17 protein-coding genes and 1 other annotated feature are annotated in these 18,175 nt (G+C 60.4%); of the genes, 9 read left to right on the top strand and 8 right to left on the bottom strand.

All coding sequences use genetic code 11. The features are described from left to right. Window positions 1-29 precede the first annotated feature (29 nt). From ettA to ACJ8IN_RS03385, 4 genes are all read right to left on the bottom strand, one after another. Entirely contained in the window at window positions 30-1,697 is a 1,668-nt protein-coding gene (ettA, locus tag ACJ8IN_RS03400; RefSeq protein WP_025159620.1) for an energy-dependent translational throttle protein EttA, read from the bottom strand. Window positions 1,698-1,839: 142 nt separating this feature from the next. Then, window positions 1,840-2,337: an OmpA family protein gene (locus ACJ8IN_RS03395; RefSeq protein WP_033649136.1), complete on the bottom strand. Its 498-nt coding sequence runs from the start codon at window positions 2,335-2,337 to the stop codon at window positions 1,840-1,842. A 38-nt stretch (window positions 2,338-2,375) separates the two neighbouring features. Then, the gene (locus ACJ8IN_RS03390; RefSeq protein WP_033649137.1) at window positions 2,376-3,623 is read right to left on the bottom strand and encodes a diguanylate cyclase domain-containing protein; all 1,248 of its coding nucleotides are present in this window, start codon (window positions 3,621-3,623) and stop codon (window positions 2,376-2,378) included. Next, window positions 3,620-4,231 carry a YfiR family protein gene (locus tag ACJ8IN_RS03385; protein ID WP_369783288.1) on the bottom strand — a complete coding sequence of 204 codons (612 nt, stop codon included), beginning with the start codon at window positions 4,229-4,231 and terminating at the stop codon, window positions 3,620-3,622. The genes ACJ8IN_RS03390 and ACJ8IN_RS03385 overlap by 4 nt, the downstream gene beginning before the upstream one ends. 633 nt (window positions 4,232-4,864) lie before the next feature. Between ACJ8IN_RS03385 and sltY the strand changes: the two genes are divergently transcribed. Both sltY and trpR read left to right on the top strand, forming a co-directional pair. Then, complete coding sequence (sltY, locus tag ACJ8IN_RS03380) at window positions 4,865-6,793, top strand: murein transglycosylase (protein WP_442519481.1); 1,929 nt, start codon at window positions 4,865-4,867, stop codon at window positions 6,791-6,793. 54 nt (window positions 6,794-6,847) lie between these two features. Continuing rightward, window positions 6,848-7,177 carry a trp operon repressor gene (trpR, locus tag ACJ8IN_RS03375; RefSeq protein ID WP_004933017.1) on the top strand — a complete coding sequence of 110 codons (330 nt, stop codon included), beginning with the start codon at window positions 6,848-6,850 and terminating at the stop codon, window positions 7,175-7,177. A gap of 11 nt (window positions 7,178-7,188) precedes the next feature. Here trpR and yjjX read toward each other — a convergent pair whose 3' ends face one another. Beyond that, window positions 7,189-7,707: an inosine/xanthosine triphosphatase gene (gene yjjX / locus ACJ8IN_RS03370; RefSeq protein ID WP_033637040.1), complete on the bottom strand. Its 519-nt coding sequence runs from the start codon at window positions 7,705-7,707 to the stop codon at window positions 7,189-7,191. A gap of 101 nt (window positions 7,708-7,808) precedes the next feature. On the opposite strand from yjjX, the gene gpmB reads away from it, so the two are divergent. After that, on the top strand, window positions 7,809-8,456 hold the full coding sequence (gene gpmB / locus ACJ8IN_RS03365) for a 2,3-diphosphoglycerate-dependent phosphoglycerate mutase GpmB (RefSeq protein WP_025305227.1): 648 nt from the start codon (window positions 7,809-7,811) through the stop codon (window positions 8,454-8,456). Here gpmB and robA read toward each other — a convergent pair. Continuing rightward, complete coding sequence (gene robA, locus ACJ8IN_RS03360) at window positions 8,453-9,322, bottom strand: MDR efflux pump AcrAB transcriptional activator RobA (RefSeq protein WP_033637041.1); 870 nt, start codon at window positions 9,320-9,322, stop codon at window positions 8,453-8,455. The genes gpmB and robA overlap by 4 nt on opposite strands. A gap of 342 nt (window positions 9,323-9,664) precedes the next feature. Here robA and creA point away from each other — a divergent pair, with 342 nt between their 5' ends. Further along, complete coding sequence (gene creA, locus ACJ8IN_RS03355) at window positions 9,665-10,144, top strand: protein CreA (protein WP_033652887.1); 480 nt, start codon at window positions 9,665-9,667, stop codon at window positions 10,142-10,144. 50 nt (window positions 10,145-10,194) lie between these two features. On the opposite strand, the gene arcA is transcribed toward creA, so the two are convergent. Continuing rightward, entirely contained in the window at window positions 10,195-10,911 is a 717-nt protein-coding gene (gene arcA, locus ACJ8IN_RS03350) for a two-component system response regulator ArcA (protein ID WP_004933003.1), read from the bottom strand. Window positions 10,912-11,540: 629 nt separating this feature from the next. On the opposite strand from arcA, the gene ACJ8IN_RS03345 reads away from it, so the two are divergent. The 5 genes from ACJ8IN_RS03345 (at window position 11,541) to thrC (ending at window position 17,272) form a co-directional block, all read left to right on the top strand. Beyond that, window positions 11,541-12,227: a tRNA/rRNA methyltransferase gene (locus tag ACJ8IN_RS03345; RefSeq protein WP_033652888.1), complete on the top strand. Its 687-nt coding sequence runs from the start codon at window positions 11,541-11,543 to the stop codon at window positions 12,225-12,227. A 194-nt stretch (window positions 12,228-12,421) separates the two neighbouring features. After that, complete coding sequence (thrL, locus tag ACJ8IN_RS03340) at window positions 12,422-12,508, top strand: thr operon leader peptide (protein WP_071525951.1); 87 nt, start codon at window positions 12,422-12,424, stop codon at window positions 12,506-12,508. Next, window positions 12,447-12,564, top strand: a sequence feature (Thr leader region). It overlaps the preceding gene by 62 nt. Before the next feature lie 24 nt (window positions 12,565-12,588). Continuing rightward, on the top strand, window positions 12,589-15,048 hold the full coding sequence (gene thrA / locus ACJ8IN_RS03335) for a bifunctional aspartate kinase/homoserine dehydrogenase I (protein ID WP_033637046.1): 2,460 nt from the start codon (window positions 12,589-12,591) through the stop codon (window positions 15,046-15,048). Window position 15,049: 1 nt separating this feature from the next. Next, window positions 15,050-15,979: a homoserine kinase gene (gene thrB, locus ACJ8IN_RS03330; protein ID WP_047569370.1), complete on the top strand. Its 930-nt coding sequence runs from the start codon at window positions 15,050-15,052 to the stop codon at window positions 15,977-15,979. A gap of 3 nt (window positions 15,980-15,982) precedes the next feature. After that, a complete protein-coding gene (gene thrC, locus ACJ8IN_RS03325; RefSeq protein ID WP_308325415.1) occupies window positions 15,983-17,272 on the top strand; it encodes a threonine synthase in 1,290 nt (429 codons plus the stop codon). A 46-nt stretch (window positions 17,273-17,318) separates the two neighbouring features. On the opposite strand, the gene yaaA is transcribed toward thrC, so the two are convergent. After that, window positions 17,319-18,095, bottom strand: coding sequence for a peroxide stress protein YaaA (gene yaaA, locus ACJ8IN_RS03320; protein WP_033638662.1), 777 nt, complete (start codon window positions 18,093-18,095; stop codon window positions 17,319-17,321). Window positions 18,096-18,175 lie beyond the last annotated feature (80 nt).

Below are 18,175 nucleotides of genomic sequence, written 5' to 3'. Positions count from 1 at the left end.
AAAAGGCGCCGCATGCGGCGCCTCGGGCATTACTTGGCGATCTTCTTGTACTTGATGCGGTGCGGCTCGAGCGCGTCGGCGCCCAGCGTACGCTTCTTGTACTCTTCGTACTCGGTGAAGTTGCCTTCGAAGAATTCCACCTTGCCCTCGTCCTGGTAGTCCAGGATGTGGGTGGCGATACGGTCGAGGAACCAACGGTCGTGCGAGATCACCATGGCGCAGCCAGGGAATTCCAGCAGGGCGTTTTCCAGCGCGCGCAGGGTTTCGATATCCAGGTCGTTGGTCGGTTCATCGAGCAGCAGCACGTTGCCGCCAACCTGCAGCAGCTTGGCCAGGTGCAGACGGCCACGCTCACCGCCGGACAGCTCGCCCACGCGTTTGCCCTGATCGACGCCCTTGAAGTTGAAGCGGCCGACATAGGCGCGGCTCGGCATCTCGGTGTTGCCGATGCGCATGATGTCCTGCCCGCCGGAGACTTCTTCCCACACGGTTTTCGAACCGTCCATGCTGTCGCGGAACTGATCGACGGACGCCAGCTTGACGGTGTCGCCCAGCACGATGCTGCCGGAATCCGGCTGTTCCTGGCCGGACATCATGCGGAACAGCGTGGATTTACCCGCGCCGTTCGGGCCGATGATGCCGACGATTGCCCCTTTCGGCACCGAGAACGACAGGTCGTCGATCAGCAGGCGGTCGCCGTAGGACTTGCGCAGGTTGCTGACTTCGACCACTTTGTCGCCCAGGCGTGCGCCAGGTGGAATGAACAGTTCGTTGGTTTCGTTACGTTTCTGGTATTCGGTGTTGTTCAGCTCTTCGAAACGGGCCAAACGGGCCTTGCCTTTGGACTGACGGCCTTTGGCGCCCTGACGCACCCACTCCAGCTCTTTCTCGATCGACTTGCGGCGAGCGGCTTCGGCGGACGCTTCCTGCGCCAGACGCGCGTCTTTCTGCTCCAGCCAGGAAGAGTAGTTGCCTTCCCATGGAATGCCCTCGCCGCGGTCCAGTTCGAGGATCCAGCCGGCCACGTTATCCAGGAAGTAACGGTCGTGGGTGATCGCCACCACGGTGCCTTCGAAGTCGTGCAGGAAGCGTTCCAGCCAGGCCACGGACTCGGCGTCCAGGTGGTTGGTCGGTTCGTCCAGCAGCAGCATGTCCGGTTTTTCCAGCAGCAGGCGGCACAGCGCGACGCGGCGGCGTTCACCCCCGGACAGGTGGGCGATTTTGGCGTCCCAGTCCGGCAGGCGCAGCGCGTCGGCGGCGCGTTCCAGCTGGGCGTTGAGGTTGTGACCGTCGTGCGCCTGAATGATCTCTTCCAGGCGGCCCTGTTCGGCGGCCAGCTTGTCGAAGTCTGCGCCTTCTTCGGCGTACAACGCGTACACTTCGTCCAGGCGTTTCAGCGCGCCGACCACTTCCGCCAGCGCTTCTTCCACCGACTCACGCACGGTGTGTTCGAGGTTAAGCTGCGGCTCCTGCGGCAGGTAACCGATCTTGATGCCCGGCTGCGGGCGCGCTTCCCCTTCGATATCGGTATCGATGCCGGCCATGATGCGCAGCAGGGTGGACTTACCGGCGCCGTTCAGGCCCAGTACGCCGATTTTGGCCCCGGGGAAGAAGCTCAGGGAGATGTTTTTCAAAATATGACGCTTCGGCGGTACCACCTTGCCGACGCGGTGCATGGTATAGACGTATTGAGCCACGTTGCTCTAAGCCTCTCTATATCAGTATTTATAGGATGTCTGGCGGCATGAGTGTAGCCCGTTTCGATCTCGGATCCCAGACATCGCTCAGCGATCGCTAAGTATAACCGTTTATGCGCCGATAAAGGCGCATATTGGTGGCTTATGGCGTGACGACGATCGCGACGCGGCGGTTTTCCGCGCGGCCGCTGGAGGTGCGGTTGTCGGCAACGGGATCGCGTTTGCCCATGCCGCGGGTTTCGATATTGGCGCGCGGAATGCCGACGCTGGCCAGCAGATCGGCCACCGCATCGGCGCGGCGCAGAGAGAGCTGGTCGTTATAGCTGTCTTCACCGTAGTTGTCGGTATGGCCGTCCAGGCGGAACTTGGTGATGCCGACGCTCAGCAGCGCACGGCCCATCTTCTGCACCGTCTCGGTGCTTTCCGGGTTCAGCTTGCCGATGTTATTGCCGAACAGCACTTTATCCGACAGGCCGAACTCCCAGCCGTTATCGGTCAGCTTGAAGCCCTGCGATTGCAGCAGCGCGATCTGCTCGGGCGTCAGGCCCTGCGGTTTGCTCTGGCAGCCGGCGAGCGCCAGCAGGGCGACGAACACCATCGTCAGCAGTGAAAAACGACCTTTAAACAGTTGCTGTATCATAGTCAAAATCCCTAGTTCAAGTGTTATAGCCGGGGCTCTTATTTATGTATAGCCAGCCGCCAGCCTCCGTTATAACGATGCTTTGCCTGATACATCGCATCGTCAGCTTCGTGCAAAAGACCCTGAGGCGTCGACGCGTGATCAGGGTACAGCGCAATACCGATACTCAGAGAGGTAATGACCGCCTCGTCGTTCGGCAAAATGACCGGTTGCGTCATGCAGTCGATGATGTTGTCAGCGATCTGCAGGACATCTTCCGTGCCGTGTACCGGCGCCAGCAGCACGGCGAATTCATCCCCGCCCAGACGCGCGACCAGATCGGTCTCGCGCAGCTGCGCGCGAATGCGCCCGGCAATGGTGGTCAGCACCGCATCGCCTGCGGCGTGGCCGTAACTGTCGTTCACCTCCTTGAAGCGATCGCCGTCGATAAACAGCACTGCCAATTTCGCCGGCGGTTCGATATCGCCCAGCGCCCGGCTCAGCCGCCCTTCGAAGAAGGCGCGGTTCGGCAAGCCGGTCAGGCTGTCGTGCGTCGCCCGGTGAGCCAGCGAGTCGTTCTCCTGCTTCAGATGGGCCTGCCAGGCCTCCAGCTCGTCGAGCAAGCCGTTGAAATCGTTGCTGAGCTCATGCAGCTCGGCGATCGGCGCCGACGGCACCCGCAGGCCGAAGGTGCGATCGCGGCGCACCGCGTGCGCCACGTTGGCGATGTCGTCCAGCGAACTGACGATGCCGACCAGCATACGCCGTGACAACACCAGGGCGCACAGGGTGCTGAGCACCATGCAGGCGATCATGCCGACCAGGCCGCGCAACAGGAAACGCAACAGGCTGCCGCCGTTGCCGCTCAACCAGACCTGGCCGACCTGTTTGCCCCCGTGAGAAATAGGCAGGATGACCGGCTCGGGCAGCGCCCAGTGCGCAACCATCTGCTCCAGACCGTGCAGCGGGCTGTCGGAGGGATGGCGCCAGCTGGCCAGCATCTTGCCTTTATTATCCAGAATGCGCGCCTCCAGGATCTCTTCGTTGGAGGCGATCAACATCAGCGCCTCACGCGCGGCGGCGCCGTCTTCAAACACCACGGCGGCCTCGACGGTATAGCTGATGGAGCGCGCGATCAGGTGCAGGTTGTGGTCGGCATAGGCGCGCAGCGCAAACAGCGCCACCAGCGTCAAAAAGATGCCGGCGGTGCCGACGGCGATCAGCGCCAGCCCAAGATGCACCCGCTGCAGCACTCGGCCCAGCGTCGGGCGCGCATTGCCGGCGCGGTTTCTGTGCAACAGCCTCATAGCGGCGGCGCCTGTTTGCGTGCCAGCTGCAGCACGTTGGGGTGAACGCGCACGCCGCTGCGCGCCAGAGCGTCCAGGTTGACCTTGAAACTGGCCTGGTCCCCATCGATCTGCAGGCAAAATGCGCTGCCGGCGGAGCATTCGCTATCGTTCTCGCTGATGCTGAGAATGGAGTTGCCGGAAATGCGCTGCATGAAATTTTGTCTCTGCGCGGCGGTGATGTTCCCTAAGTAGATGACATCGCAGCCGGTACTCAGCGTTGGGCTGTCGAACGGCACACGCTCGGCTTTAATCGGACGCGGGGCGCTCAGCAGGATCGGATCGAACAGCCCTTCGGCATACTGGGTGGGTGCGGTCACGCACAAGCGGATCGGATTGGGTTCACGCGACCAGCGGGCGTAGCTGATGATGCCTACCACCACGGTCGTCACGGCGTGCGTGCGTTTTTGATAGGGATCATCGGCGGCGCGCGCAGGCCCGGACAACGTCAGCAGCACCAACAACACGATCAGCAGCAGGCGACCGATATTCAGACGTGCGCCAAGGAAGCCCGGCACGGGGCTTTTTGCGCAACGCATCGCTATCGCGGTCTTATTCGCCATCTTCACCCGCCATTCCGGCCTGATCCACCGCCCGCAGGCCGTGGCCTGACAAGGAAAAGTTCGGCCCGCTTGAAGGGACAATCGTTTTGCTGAAAGCTGTCAGTCGCACTGCCTAATGAACACTATCTCACCCATAATTGGCGCGGATTGTATTATAAGATGTCTTCGTTGGGCGCTTTATGTGCTGTTTTCTCGGAATTATCCTACTTATTTTTGATAGTATAAAAATGCCTACCCGGGTTTGCCACCGCTTTTCTGCAAAGTTGGCGCGTTTGGCCAGCTGTCAGGCGATTTGCGCAACGGCGGTGTCATCTCACAAATGCAATAATGTCATAGCTAATAATTAAAAATTATTTTACTTCTCTTATAAATGCCGCGGTGGCTAATAAAAATCCGGTGGCTGGAAATATCCCGTCGGCCTGATTTGTCAGCCAAAGTAAACGTTTTTTACCTGGCTCCCGTCATGGCGATACACTTCTTCTTCTACAGTATTGAATGGATGAGCGATTGCGCTGTCTATGGTAGATATCTGCGTCCGGGCCGTGCGCCCGGCTTTATTTTGTCCCGCTGTGCCGTGGCGCGGCGGTCACCGGGGAGCTGGGCGGCTCCTGCGGTCCAACCAGTGAGGAAAGAGCGAGGATGGTCAAGGTGGACAAGCGACGGCTGTTGGCAATGGGCCTGTGCCTGACGGCGTTTTCAGGCGCGGCGCTGGCGGATTCTCTGGATGCGCAACGTCAGCGCTACCAGCAGATCAAACAGGCATGGGACGGCAATCAGATGGGCGTGGTGGCGCAGCTGATGCCGACGCTGCGCGATTATCCGCTTTATCCTTACCTGGAATACCGCGAGCTGACACAGGATCTGAGCCAGGCGGGGTTCTCCGAGGTGAACGACTTTATCAAACGCAACCCGACGCTGCCGCCGGCGAAATCACTGGCCCCGCGCTTCGTCAATGAGCTGGCGCGGCGCGAAGACTGGCGCACCCTGTTGGCCTTCAGCCCGCAGCCGCCCAAACCGGTGGCGGCGCGCTGCAATTATTACTACGCCAAGTGGGCCACCGGCGATCAGCAGGCGGCCTGGAGCGGCGCCGACGAACTGTGGCTGAACGGCAAAACGCTGCCGGGCGCCTGCGATCGGCTGTTCAGCGTCTGGCGCGGCGCAGGCAAGCAGACGCCGCTGGATATTCTGGCGCGCATGAAGCTGGCGTTGAAGGAGGGCAACAGTTCGCTGGTCAGCAACCTCTACAGCCAGCTGCCGGCCGACTACCAGACCATGGGCAACGCCCTGGTGCGCTTGCAAAACGATCCGACCACCGTGGAAGCCTTCGCCCGCAGCGTGGGGCCGACCGACTTTACCCGCGCCGCCACCGGCATCGCCTTTGAGCGCCTGGCGCGGCAGGATGTGGAAAACGCGCGGGCGATGATCCCGACGCTCGCGCGGCTGCAGAAAATGAGCGACGACGAGCGGCTGGGACTGGAAGAGGCGGTGGCCTGGCGCCTGATGGGCAGCGATGCCACCTATGAACAGGCGCAGTGGCGCGATCGGGTGATTCTGCGCAGCCGTTCGCCTTCGCTGCTGGAGCGCCGGGTGCGCATGGCGTTGGGCAACGGCGATCGGCAGGGCGTGGCGACCTGGCTGGCCCGCCTGCCGGAAGAGTCGCGCAACAAGGATGAGTGGCGCTACTGGCGCGCCAGTCAGTTGATGGACGAAGGCAAACGCGCCGAAGGCGAGGAGATATTGCGTAACCTGATGACCGAACGCGGCTTCTATCCGATGGCGGCGGCGCAGAAGCTGAACGCCACTTATCCGGTGATGGTGGCGGTGGCGGCCAAGCCGCGCGCGTCGCTGGTCGACGGGCCGGAGGTCGCCCGGGTGCGCGAGCTGATGTACTGGAACATGGACAACCTGGCTCGCAGCGAGTGGGGCTCCTACGTCGCCAGCCGCAGCCGGCCGGAACAAGAGGCGCTGGCGCGCTACGCCTTTGAGCAAAAATGGGTCGATCTGAGCGTGCAGGCGACCATCGTCGGCAAGCTGTGGGATCATCTTGAGGAGCGCTTCCCGGTCGCCTGGCCGCAGGAGTTCCGCCGCGCCACCGATGACAAGGGGATCACCACCAGCTACGCGATGGCGATAGCGCGCCAGGAGAGCGCCTGGAATCCGAAGGCGCAGTCGCCGGTTGGCGCTTCCGGCCTGATGCAGGTGATGCCGCGCACCGCGCAGCATACGGTGCAGATGTTCAATATTCCCGGCTACGTCGGCCCGAGCCAGCTGTTCGATCCGCAGACCAACATCACCATCGGCACCAGCTATCTGGAGTCGGTCTATCAGCAGTTCGGCCGCAACCGGATTCTGTCGAGCGCCGCCTATAACGCCGGCCCGTCACGGGTGAACACCTGGCTGGGCAACAGCGCGGGGCGTATCGATCCGGTGGCGTTCATCGAAAGCATTCCGTTCTCGGAAACCCGCGGCTACGTCAAGAATGTGCTGGCCTACGACGCGTTTTACCGCTATCTGACGCACCGGCCGGCCAAGGTGCTGACCGACGCCGAGTGGCAGAGACGTTATTGATTTTGACGGCCCTATGGTATGCTGCTGTACTAGTTAAATAGTATGGTGGCTGCCATGACGCAATTATCGTTAAACGACCCCGCTCTTTCAGAACAAGGCAATGAGGATTGGCTGCGCTTCGTCGCGCTGCTGCAGAATTCGTTTGCGCAAGAGCTGCATCAACCGCTGCTGCAGCTGATGCTGACGCCGGACGAGCGCACCGCGCTGGGCACCCGGGTGCGGATCATTCAGGAGCTGATGCGCGGCGAGATGAGCCAGCGCGAGCTGAAAAATGAACTGGGCGCGGGGATCGCCACCATCACCCGCGGCTCGAACAGCCTGAAAGCGGCTTCACCCGAGCTGAAACAGTGGCTTGAGCAGCAGCTGTTGCACGACGCGCCCTAGCGGGATCGGTGCTATTGCTGATAGATGGCGTTGTGAAACGGCACCAGCGCCAGCAGCAGCGCCTGGTGGTAAACACTGGTGCGGCTCAGCCGGCCGTCGGTGAAGACGCCGATGGCGCCGCCCTGGCGCTTAACCTCGGCATTGCCGGTGATCGCCGCCATTTCGCTGCCCAATTCGCGACCGGCGCGAATTCCTTGTAAGATGACTTCCGGCAGCATCAGGCTCGCCGAGCGGGATTCGCCGCGAATGTGCGGGTTCTCGATGGTCATCCAGGCGAAGGTCATATTCTCTTCAATCCCGGCTTCCACGCCGACCCAAAAATCGGCCTCGGGCCTGACCTGGCGCGCTTCCATGACGCGTTGACGCGAGCCGGTGCGGGTTTCGTGGTTGCCTATCGGCTGCAGCGAGACGCCGCTGGCGACGTCAACGGATTCAATGCGGTATTGGTTCGCGCCAAAGACGTCATCGAAGGCCAGTTGAATAGCCTTGATCTTTGCCGGGTTGGTAGTTGCAGCGACAACATGGTACATAACGGGTTTGATATCCTTCTGGCCGATACGCCGGGCAGCGGCAAAAGCGCCGCCGGGCCGGGGATAAACGCAAATTTCACGCAGTATAACGGAAAACAAAAATGTTACAGGTATACCTCGTTCGCCATGGCGAAACGGAATGGAACGCGGCTCGCCGCATCCAGGGTCAGTCCGACAGCCCGTTAACCGCCATGGGTGAACACCAGGCCCGTCTGGTCGCCAGGCGCGTCAGTAAGGAAGGCATTACGCACATCATTACCAGCGATCTGGGGCGCACGCGCCGCACCGCGCAGATCATCGCCGAAGCCTGTGGCTGCGAAGTGATAGGCGATCCGCGTTTGCGTGAGCTGCACATGGGGGTTCTGGAAGAACGCCTGATCGACAGTTTGACGCCGCAGGAAGAGCAGTGGCGCAAACAGATGGTCGATGGTACTCCTGACGGCCGTATCCCTCAAGGCGAATCCATGGAGGAGCTGGGCGAGCGCATGCGCGCCGCGCTGGAGAGCTGCCTGATGCTGCCGGAAGGCAGCAAACCGCTGCTCGTCAGCCATGGCATCGCGTTGGGGTGTTTGATCAGTACGGTGCTGGGGCTGCCGGCCTATGCGGAACGCCGCCTGCGCTTGCGCAACTGCTCACTGTCGCGCGTCGATCACCAGCAGAGCCCGTGGCTGGCTTCCGGCTGGATCGTGGAGACGGCGGGCGATGTCACGCATCTGGACATGCCCGCGTTGGACGAACTGCAGCGTTAACGCCGAATCGGGATCAGGTAATCGCACTTGATCTCGATAGGTGCCTGATGCGGACGGCGCTCGCCTTTCGGGTAGAAGCGTTCGATGTCGTGCCCTTTGCGGCGCGTCAGTTGAAGCGCCGGCAGGCAGGTGCCGTAGACCGTCAGAATAAAGTCTTGCAGGCCCTCAGTGGGCCCTTCGTAGCTGAACATCGCAAACTCACCGCCCGGCAACACCAGCGGCTGGCCTTCCTGTGCCTTGTCAGGCACCTGATCCGGCTCCAGCGCCGTGGTGTACAGCACTTCCTGTTCGTCGTCCTTCTCCTGGCTCGGCCGCGAGTGGTGCAGCCCGTACAGTACCGGCGGCAGGGTTTCGACGTCACCGAGGAACTGGCGCCAGAATTGCGAGCGCAGCTCGGTGCGCACGGTGGTGATCTGTTCCAGCGTACAGGAGTAGCTTTGGGTCAGGCCGACCAGGCGCTTGTCCGGCAGCGAGACGAATTCCGGCTGCGGCAGGGTAAAAGCCCCCAGACGGATCGGCGGGCAGATGCCGAATGCGTTCCAGTCTTCGGCGCGGCGGTACAGCGCCGGCGTTTGCGCAAACTGTTTTTTGAAGGCGCGGGTGAAGGTCTGCTGCGAGTCGAAGCGATACTGCAGGGCGATATCCAAAATCGGCCGGCTGGTCAAACGCAGCGCGACGGCGGCTTTGGACAGCCTCCTTGCCCGGATGTAAGCACCGATGGCGTTACCGGTAATATCTTTGAACATCCGTTGCAGGTGCCATTTGGAATAGCCGGCCTTGGCCGCCACGTTATCCAGCGACAAGGGTTGGTCCAAATGGCTTTCCAGCCAGCTAAGCAGATCACGAATGATACCGGCTTGATCCATAGATCTTCCTCGTAAAGCTTGGGGGTAGGAACCCGAACTGTTGATTCGTCACGCTGGTGCTGCGCTATCAGACCGATCCATGAGCCATTATGCGTTGCACTCTTTGCCTCTGCTGCGCTTGCCGCGCCAGAGTTGGATTGGGGTACACCGTAGTGGGCGCAAAGAAATAACGACGCCGCATCATAGCAATTTTTTTACTCCGCGACTCTCAAAGATTTTTGTCACGCTCTGTGCTAAAACGGACGGTGCGGACCCGTAAAAAACCGATTCCGTGAGCTTAGACATAAATAATGGCGATCGCCGAACCTATTTTTGCGGCAAGGTTATATCGGAGTTAAGTAAATGAAAAAAGGCTGGATATTTTTATTCGGTTTGGTTTGCGCAACCGTTGGCAGCGCGCAGGCGGAGCAGGTGGGCTCCGTTGATACCGTGTTTAAATTGTTGGGGCCGGACCACAAAATCGTGGTGGAAGCGTTCGACGATCCGGATGTTAAAAATGTAACTTGTTATATCAGCCGCGCCAAAACCGGCGGCATCAAAGGCGGCCTGGGGCTGGCGGAAGACACCGCCGACGCGGCCATTTCCTGCCAGCAGGTGGGGCCTATCGAGCTGAGCGACAAGATCAAAAACGGCAAGGCGGAAGGCGAGGTGGTGTTCCAGAAACGCACCTCGCTGGTGTTCAAGAAGCTGCAGGTGGTGCGCTTCTACGACGCCAAGCGCAATTCGCTGATTTACCTGAGCTACTCCGACAAGGTGATCGACGGTTCGCCGAAGAACGCGCTGAGCGCGGTGCCGATCATGCCGTGGGCTGAGACGAAATAAAAAACGGGGTTCAGCATGCTGAACCCCGTTTTCATGACGGCAGGCCGGAATTACTCTTCCAGATCGCCGCAGAAGCGGTAGCCTTCGCCGTGAATGGTGGCGATGATTTCCGGCGTGTCCGGCGTCGATTCGAAGTGTTTGCGAATGCGACGGATGGTGACGTCCACGGTGCGGTCATGCGGCTTCAGCTCGCGGCCGGTCATTTTCTTCAGCAGTTCGCCGCGGGACTGGATCTTGCCCGGGTTTTCGCAGAAGTGCAGCATGGCGCGGAATTCGCTGCGCGGCAGCTTGTACTGTTCGCCGGCCGGGCTGATCAGCGAGCGGCTGTTGATGTCCAGCTCCCAACCGTTGAACTTGTAGCTCTCGACCAGGCGGCGCTCTTCGCCCAGGCTGCCCAGGTTCATGGTGCGCGACAGCAGGTTGCGCGCGCGGATGGTCAACTCACGCGGGTTGAACGGCTTGGTGATGTAATCGTCGGCGCCGATTTCCAGGCCGAGGATTTTGTCCACTTCGTTATCGCGACCGGTCAGGAACATCAAGGCGACGCTGGCCTGTTCACGCAGTTCGCGCGCCAACAGCAGGCCGTTTTTGCCTGGCAGGTTGATGTCCATGATGACCAGATTGATATCATTTTCAGACAGGATATTGTGCATCTCTGCACCATCATTGGCTTCATGAACAATGTAGCCTTCCGCCTCGAAAATGCTCTTCAGGGTGTTACGAGTGACTAACTCGTCTTCGACAATCAGAATGTGCGGGGTCTGCATATTTGCTACCTAAAATTGCCAACAAAATAGAAAATAGGAAGTACAGAAGTCTTTGTTTTCTTAGAGGAGGGCAGAGATAGCGCCACGTTCCCTCTCAGCAAATGACTAAAGTACGTAAACTCGTTCTTGATGCACTTTCCATCTCATGTCAACAAGATCGCTAGCCTGGTGGGGATGCTGTTCCCTACAACCCCTGGGGTGCCAAATTGGCGCATATCCTAACCCCATTAACAGCAATATAACAGCGCGTGCCGAATTCATCACCCAACAAAACTACGCTTTGTTGACATATATCAAATTCAATTGTAGCACGTTAACAGATTTGTGAAAAACACTTACAGAAATGCCAGTTTAAGTCACAGAACCTCAAATTCTGTGAACGATTCAGCATTATCCTGCCCGATAGGATACAATTATTCGCTTATTGATCATCGCCTTGTTTTAACTCATTGATAAATAGATGCAGTAAAACATAAGCACGAATAATGACTATTACGACGGGTTTATTAGCTCAACGAGCCGTTTAATCTTGTTTGTTGCTATTAACGCGTTTATTGTTACGCAATTGTAAATATAAGCGGGCGCTGCGCCACCGTCAAAAGCGCAGGCCTGCCTTCGGTGGAAGAGTGATGCAGCTTCATATTGTTTTAGTGGCTCCGGCGCGGCCGGAAAATGTCGGCGCGGCGGCGCGCGCGATGAAAACCATGGGCTTCACGTCGTTGCGCATCGTCGACAGCGAGGCGCACCTGCAGCCGGCGGCGCGCTGGGTGGCGCACGGAGCCGGCGAGATCCTCGACGGCGTGCAAACGTTCGCCACGCTGGAACTGGCGCTGGCGGACGTGGATTTCACCGTCGCCACCACCGCCCGCAGCCGCGCGCGTTTTCACTATTACTGCACGCCGCCCGAGCTGCTGGAACAGCTGAGCGAGCGCAAGCAGTGGGTCGGCCAGGCCGCGCTGGTGTTCGGCCGCGAAGATTCCGGCCTGACCAACGAAGAGCTGGCGCTGGCGGATTTGCTGACCGGCGTGCCGATGCAGGCTGACTATCCGTCGCTTAACCTGGGCCAGGCGGTGATGGTGTACTGCTACCAGCTGGCGAGCCTGATGGGCGTCAGCACGCCGCAGGAAACGGCGGCCTCGGAAGGGCAGCTCAAGGCGCTGCGCCGCCGCGCCGATGCCTTGTTGAACGCATTGGATGTCGGCGATGACCAAAAATTGCGCGACTGGCTGCACCAGCGGCTCGGCGCGCTGCAACAGCGCGATACGGCGATGTTGCATACGCTGCTGCACGACATCGAAAAAAAACTCGCCAAGTGATAGCGGCTCCATCAGACGGTTACCCAGCGTGATCCACTGGTAAATCGGCTTTAAGTTGTTTTTTTGTTCTGTCGTTTTGCTTTTCACCTGTTGCATCGCGCATTACCGCCACTGAACGGAAAATAAGCAAAAAAAAGAAATCGTTTGACTTGGGATAGCGATTGCTTTAACCAATAGAGGGGACAGAGTATTTCATGAGACAGACAGACAACATGCGCAACATCAGCCTGAAAACCACAATTATTACCACCACCGATACCACAGGTAACGGGGCGGGCTGACGCGCACAGGAAACACAGAAAAAAGCCCGCACCTAATCAGTGCGGGCTTTTTTTTCGGCTTAAATTCGGAGAGATCACACATGCGAGTGCTGAAATTTGGCGGAACCTCGGTGGCGAATGCAGAACGTTTTCTGCGCGTTGCCGACATCATGGAGAGTAATGCGCGTCAGGGACAGGTAGCCACGGTCTTGTCCGCCCCTGCAAAGATCACCAACCATCTGGTGGCGATGATCGACAAAACGGTGGCGGGCCAGGACATTCTGCCGAATATCAGCGACGCCGAGCGGATCTTTGCCGATCTGCTGAGCGGCCTGGCGCAGGCGCTGCCGGGCTTTGAATACGATCGCTTGAAAGGCGTGGTCGATCAGGAGTTCGCGCAGCTCAAACAGGTGCTGCACGGCGTTTCGCTGCTGGGGCAGTGCCCGGACAGCGTAAACGCGGCGATCATCTGCCGCGGCGAAAAGCTCTCCATCGCCATCATGGAAGGGGTGTTCCGCGCCAAGGGCTACCCGGTCACGGTGATCAACCCGGTGGAGAAACTGCTGGCGCAAGGCCACTACCTGGAGTCCACCGTGGACATCGCCGAGTCTACGCTGCGCATCGCCGCGGCGGCGATCCCGGCCGACCACATCGTGCTGATGGCCGGTTTCACCGCCGGTAACGACAAGGGTGAACTGGTGGTGCTGGGCCGCAACGGCTCCGACTATTCCGCCGCGGTGCTGGCCGCCTGCCTGCGCGCCGACTGTTGCGAAATCTGGACCGACGTCGACGGCGTGTATACCTGCGATCCGCGCACCGTACCGGACGCCAGGCTGCTGAAGTCGATGTCGTATCAGGAGGCGATGGAACTCTCCTATTTCGGTGCCAAAGTGCTGCACCCTCGTACCATCACGCCGATTGCCCAGTTCCAAATCCCTTGCCTGATTAAAAACACCTCCAACCCGCAGGCTCCCGGCACGCTGATCGGTAAAGACAGCACCGATGACGCGATGCCGGTGAAAGGCATCACCAACCTGAACAACATGGCGATGATCAACGTCTCCGGCCCGGGCATGAAAGGCATGGTCGGCATGGCCGCGCGGGTGTTCGCCGTGATGTCGCGCGCCGGCATTTCGGTGGTGCTGATCACCCAATCCTCTTCCGAATACAGCATCAGCTTCTGCGTGCCGCAGGGCGAACTGCTGCGCGCGCGCCGCGCGCTGGAGGAGGAGTTCTATCTGGAGTTGAAAGACGGCGTGCTGGATCCGCTGGACGTGATGGAACGCCTGGCGATCATCTCGGTAGTCGGCGACGGCATGCGCACCCTGCGCGGCATCTCCGCGCGCTTCTTCTCCGCGCTGGCGCGCGCCAACATCAATATCGTCGCCATCGCCCAGGGCTCTTCCGAGCGTTCAATCTCGGTGGTGGTCAGCAATGAATCCGCCACCACCGGCGTGCGCGTCAGTCACCAGATGCTGTTCAACACCGATCAGGTGATCGAAGTGTTCGTCATCGGCGTCGGCGGCGTCGGCGGAGCGCTGATCGAGCAGATTTATCGCCAGCAGCCGTGGCTGAAGCAAAAGCATATCGACCTGCGGGTGTGCGGCATCGCCAACTCGCGCGTGATGCTGACCAACGTACACGGCATCGCGCTGGACAGCTGGCGCGACGAGCTGGCCGGCGCGCAGGAGCCGTTCAATCTCGGCCGCCTGATCCGGCTGGTGAAGGAGTATCACCTGCTGAACCCGGTGATCGTCGACTGCACTTCCAGCCAGGCGGTGGCCGATCAGTATGTGGACTTCCTGGCGGACGGTTTCCACGTGGTGACGCCGAACAAAAAGGCCAACACCTCGTCGATGAACTATTATCAGCAACTGCGCGCGGCGGCCGCCGGTTCGCACCGCAAGTTCCTCTACGACACCAACGTCGGCGCCGGTTTGCCGGTGATTGAGAACCTGCAAAACCTGCTGAACGCCGGCGATGAGCTGGTGCGTTTCTCCGGCATCCTGTCCGGCTCGCTGTCCTTTATCTTCGGCAAGCTGGATGAAGGGCTGTCGCTGTCGGCGGCGACCTTGCAGGCCAGGGCCAACGGCTATACCGAGCCGGATCCGCGCGACGATCTGTCCGGTATGGACGTGGCGCGCAAGCTGCTGATCCTGGCGCGCGAGGCCGGTTACAAGCTGGAGCTGAGCGATATCGAGGTCGAGTCGGTGCTGCCGCCGTCCTTCGACGCGTCGGGCGACGTGGAGCATTTCCTGGCGCGCCTGCCGGAGCTGGATAAAGAGTTCGCGCGCAACGTGGCCAACGCCGCCGAGCAAGGCAAGGTGCTGCGCTATGTCGGCCTGATCGACGAAGGCCGCTGCAAGGTGCGCATCGAGGCGGTGGACGGCAACGATCCGTTGTATAAAGTGAAGAACGGCGAGAACGCGCTGGCCTTCTACAGCCGCTACTATCAGCCGCTGCCGCTGGTGCTGCGCGGCTACGGCGCCGGTAACGATGTGACCGCAGCGGGCGTGTTCGCCGATCTGCTGCGCACACTGTCATGGAAGTTGGGAGTTTAATATGGTTAAGGTGTATGCACCGGCCTCGATCGGTAACGTCAGCGTCGGTTTCGATGTGCTGGGCGCGGCGGTTTCGCCGATCGACGGCACGCTGCTGGGCGACTGCGTCAGCGTAGAAGCCGCCGAGACGTTCAGTTTGCAGAATGCCGGGCGCTTCGTCAGCAAGCTGCCGGCCGAGCCGAAAGAGAACATCGTTTATCAATGCTGGGAGCGCTTCTGCCAGGAGATCGGCCGCGAAGTGCCGGTGGCGATGCGGTTGGAAAAGAACATGCCGATCGGATCGGGGCTGGGCTCCAGCGCCTGTTCGGTGGTGGCCGGGCTGATGGCGATGAACGAATTCTGCGATCGGCCGCTGGATGAGACGACGCTGCTCGGCCTGATGGGCGAGCTGGAAGGCCGCATTTCCGGCAGCGTGCATTACGATAACGTGGCGCCATGCTACCTGGGCGGCCTGCAGCTGATGCTGGAAGAAGAAGGCATCATCAGCCAGGAGGTGCCGTGCTTCGACGATTGGCTGTGGGTCATGGCCTATCCGGGCATCAAGGTCTCCACCGCCGAAGCGCGCGCCATTTTACCCGCGCAATACCGTCGCCAGGATTGCATCAGCCACGGTCGCTATCTGGCCGGCTTTATCCATGCCTGCCACACCCGTCAGCCGCAGCTGGCCGCCAAATTGATGCAGGACGTGATCGCCGAACCGTACCGCACCCGGCTGCTGCCGGGCTTCGCCGAAGCGCGCAAGGCGGCGCAGGACATCGGCGCGCTGGCCTGCGGCATCTCCGGCTCCGGCCCGACGCTGTTCGCCGTCTGCAACGACGGCGCCACCGCGCAGCGCATGGCCGCCTGGCTGCAACAACACTATCTGCAAAACGACGAAGGTTTTGTTCATATTTGCCGTCTGGATACCGCAGGCGCTCGACTACTGGGATAACGCATGAAACTGTACAACCTTAAGGATCACAACGAGCAGGTCAGCTTCGCGCAGGCGATCAAACAAGGCCTGGGCAAGCAGCAGGGGCTGTTCTTCCCGCTGGAGCTGCCGGAGTTCGAACTGACCGAGATCGACCAACTGCTGGAGCAGGACTTTGTCACCCGCAGCAGCCGTATTCTGTCGGCCTTTATCGGCGAAGAGGTACCGGAAGCGGCGCTGAAGAAACGCGTGCAGGCCGCTTTTGAGTTCCCGGCGCCGGTGGCGAAAGTGACCGAAGACGTCTCCTGCCTGGAGCTGTTCCACGGCCCGACGCTGGCGTTCAAAGACTTCGGCGGCCGCTTTATGGCGCAGATGCTGGCGGAAGTGGCCGGCGATCAGCCGGTGACCATTTTGACCGCCACCTCCGGCGACACCGGCGCCGCCGTGGCGCACGCCTTCTACGGCCTGAAAAACGTCCGGGTGGTGATCCTCTATCCGCAGGGCAAAATCAGTCCGCTGCAGGAGAAGCTGTTCTGTACTCTGGGCGGCAACATTCACACCGTAGCGATCGACGGCGACTTCGATGCTTGCCAGGCGCTGGTGAAGCAGGCGTTCGACGATCGGGAATTGAAGGACGCGCTGCACCTGAACTCGGCCAACTCGATCAACATCAGCCGCTTGCTGGCGCAGATCTGCTACTACTTCGAAGCGGTGGCGCAGCTGCCGCAGGAAGCGCGCAATCAGCTGGTGATTTCGGTGCCGAGCGGCAACTTCGGCGATCTGACCGCCGGGCTGCTGGCCAAGTCGCTGGGCCTGCCGGTGAAGCGCTTTATTGCCGCCACCAACGCCAACGACACCGTGCCGCGCTTCCTGACCAGCGGCCAGTGGCAGCCGCACGCCACGGTCGCGACGCTGTCCAACGCCATGGACGTCAGCCAGCCAAACAACTGGCCGCGCGTGGAAGAGCTGTTCCGTCGTAAGGTCTGGCAGCTGAAAGAGCTGGGCCACGCGGCGGTTAGCGATGAGACCACCAAGGAAACGATGCGTGAACTGGCCGAGCTGGGTTATATCTCCGAACCGCACGCGGCCATTGCCTATCGCGCGCTGCGCGATCGGCTGCAGGAAGGGGAGTTCGGTCTGTTCCTCGGCACCGCGCATCCGGCCAAGTTTAAAGAGAGCGTAGAAGTGATCCTCGGCCAGGAGCTGCCGTTGCCGAAAGCGCTGGCGCTGCGGGCCGATCTGCCGCTGCTGTCGCACACGCTGCCGGCCGGCTTTGCCGAGCTGCGCAAGTTCCTGATGGCGCTGCCGGCCTGAAGTTCGGCAGGCTAGAATCTGAAAAGCCGTCTTGCGACGGCTTTTTTTATGCCTGCTCCGGGCGTTTAAATACCAGTTCATTGCCCTGCGAGGCGGCTTCGTCGAAGGCGTAGCCTTCCAGGTTGAAGTCCACCAGCTGCTCGCTGCGCGTCAGGCGATTTTTGATGATAAAGCGGCTCATCAGCCCGCGCGCTTTCTTGGCGTAGAAGCTGATGACCTTGTACTTGCCGTTCTTCTCGTCGAGGAACACCGGTTTGATCAGCGCGCCGTGCAGTTTGGCCGGCTTCACCGCCTTGAAATACTCGTCGGACGCCAGGTTGACCACCACGTCGTCGCCCTGCTGCTCCAGCGCTTCGTTGAGTTTTTGGGTGATTTTATCGCCCCAGAAGCTGTACAGGTCTTTGCCTTTCGGGTTTTCAAGCCTGATGCCCATCTCCAGCCGGTACGGCATCATCAGATCGAGCGGGCGCAGCACGCCATACAGGCCGGACAGCATGCGCAGATGCTGCTGGGCGAAGTCGAAATCGGCTTCGCTGAAATCCTGCGCCTGCAGGCCGGTGTAAACGTCGCCCTTGAACGCCAGCAGCGCCTGACGGGCATTGTCTGGGGTAAATTTCGGCTGCCACTCGCTAAAGCGCGCGGCGTTCAGCCCGGCCAGCTTGTCGCTGATGCTCATCAGGCTGGCGATTTGCGCCGGTGTCAGCTCGCGGCAAATTTTGATCAGCTGTTTCGACTTGTCCAGCATTTCGGGCTGCGTGAAGCGTTCTGTTGCCAGCGGGCTGTCGTAATCGAGAGTTTTTGCAGGGGAAATAATAACGAGCATGGCCAGATCCTGTTTATCCAAGTGCGGATACTGTAGCAAAAAGCGCGGGAAAAAGGGGCAATCGGTCCAATAGGCAGGGG

The organism is Serratia sp. CY31944 (assembly GCF_052169175.1).
Lineage (GTDB): Bacteria > Pseudomonadota > Gammaproteobacteria > Enterobacterales > Enterobacteriaceae > Serratia > Serratia sarumanii.
Note: the sequence above shows the minus strand (reverse complement) of the source record. Positions and strands in the feature narration are given on the sequence as shown.

Excerpts from the sequence above, each read along its gene's own strand:
- thrL (WP_071525951.1), top strand. The coding sequence starts at position 12,422 with ATGAGACAGACAGACAACATGCGCAACATCAGCCTGAAAACCACAATT.
- creA (WP_033652887.1), top strand. The coding sequence starts at position 9,665 with ATGAAAAAAGGCTGGATATTTTTATTCGGTTTGGTTTGCGCAACCGTT.
- ACJ8IN_RS03390 (WP_033649137.1), bottom strand. The coding sequence starts at position 3,623 with ATGAGGCTGTTGCACAGAAACCGCGCCGGCAATGCGCGCCCGACGCTG.
- arcA (WP_004933003.1), bottom strand. The coding sequence starts at position 10,911 with ATGCAGACCCCGCACATTCTGATTGTCGAAGACGAGTTAGTCACTCGT.
- gpmB (WP_025305227.1), top strand. The coding sequence starts at position 7,809 with ATGTTACAGGTATACCTCGTTCGCCATGGCGAAACGGAATGGAACGCG.
- sltY (WP_442519481.1), top strand. The coding sequence starts at position 4,865 with ATGGTCAAGGTGGACAAGCGACGGCTGTTGGCAATGGGCCTGTGCCTG.
- thrB (WP_047569370.1), top strand. The coding sequence starts at position 15,050 with ATGGTTAAGGTGTATGCACCGGCCTCGATCGGTAACGTCAGCGTCGGT.
- ACJ8IN_RS03345 (WP_033652888.1), top strand. The coding sequence starts at position 11,541 with ATGCAGCTTCATATTGTTTTAGTGGCTCCGGCGCGGCCGGAAAATGTC.
- yjjX (WP_033637040.1), bottom strand. The coding sequence starts at position 7,707 with ATGTACCATGTTGTCGCTGCAACTACCAACCCGGCAAAGATCAAGGCT.
- trpR (WP_004933017.1), top strand. The coding sequence starts at position 6,848 with ATGACGCAATTATCGTTAAACGACCCCGCTCTTTCAGAACAAGGCAAT.
- robA (WP_033637041.1), bottom strand. The coding sequence starts at position 9,322 with ATGGATCAAGCCGGTATCATTCGTGATCTGCTTAGCTGGCTGGAAAGC.
- yaaA (WP_033638662.1), bottom strand. The coding sequence starts at position 18,095 with ATGCTCGTTATTATTTCCCCTGCAAAAACTCTCGATTACGACAGCCCG.
- thrA (WP_033637046.1), top strand. The coding sequence starts at position 12,589 with ATGCGAGTGCTGAAATTTGGCGGAACCTCGGTGGCGAATGCAGAACGT.
- ACJ8IN_RS03395 (WP_033649136.1), bottom strand. The coding sequence starts at position 2,337 with ATGATACAGCAACTGTTTAAAGGTCGTTTTTCACTGCTGACGATGGTG.
- thrC (WP_308325415.1), top strand. The coding sequence starts at position 15,983 with ATGAAACTGTACAACCTTAAGGATCACAACGAGCAGGTCAGCTTCGCG.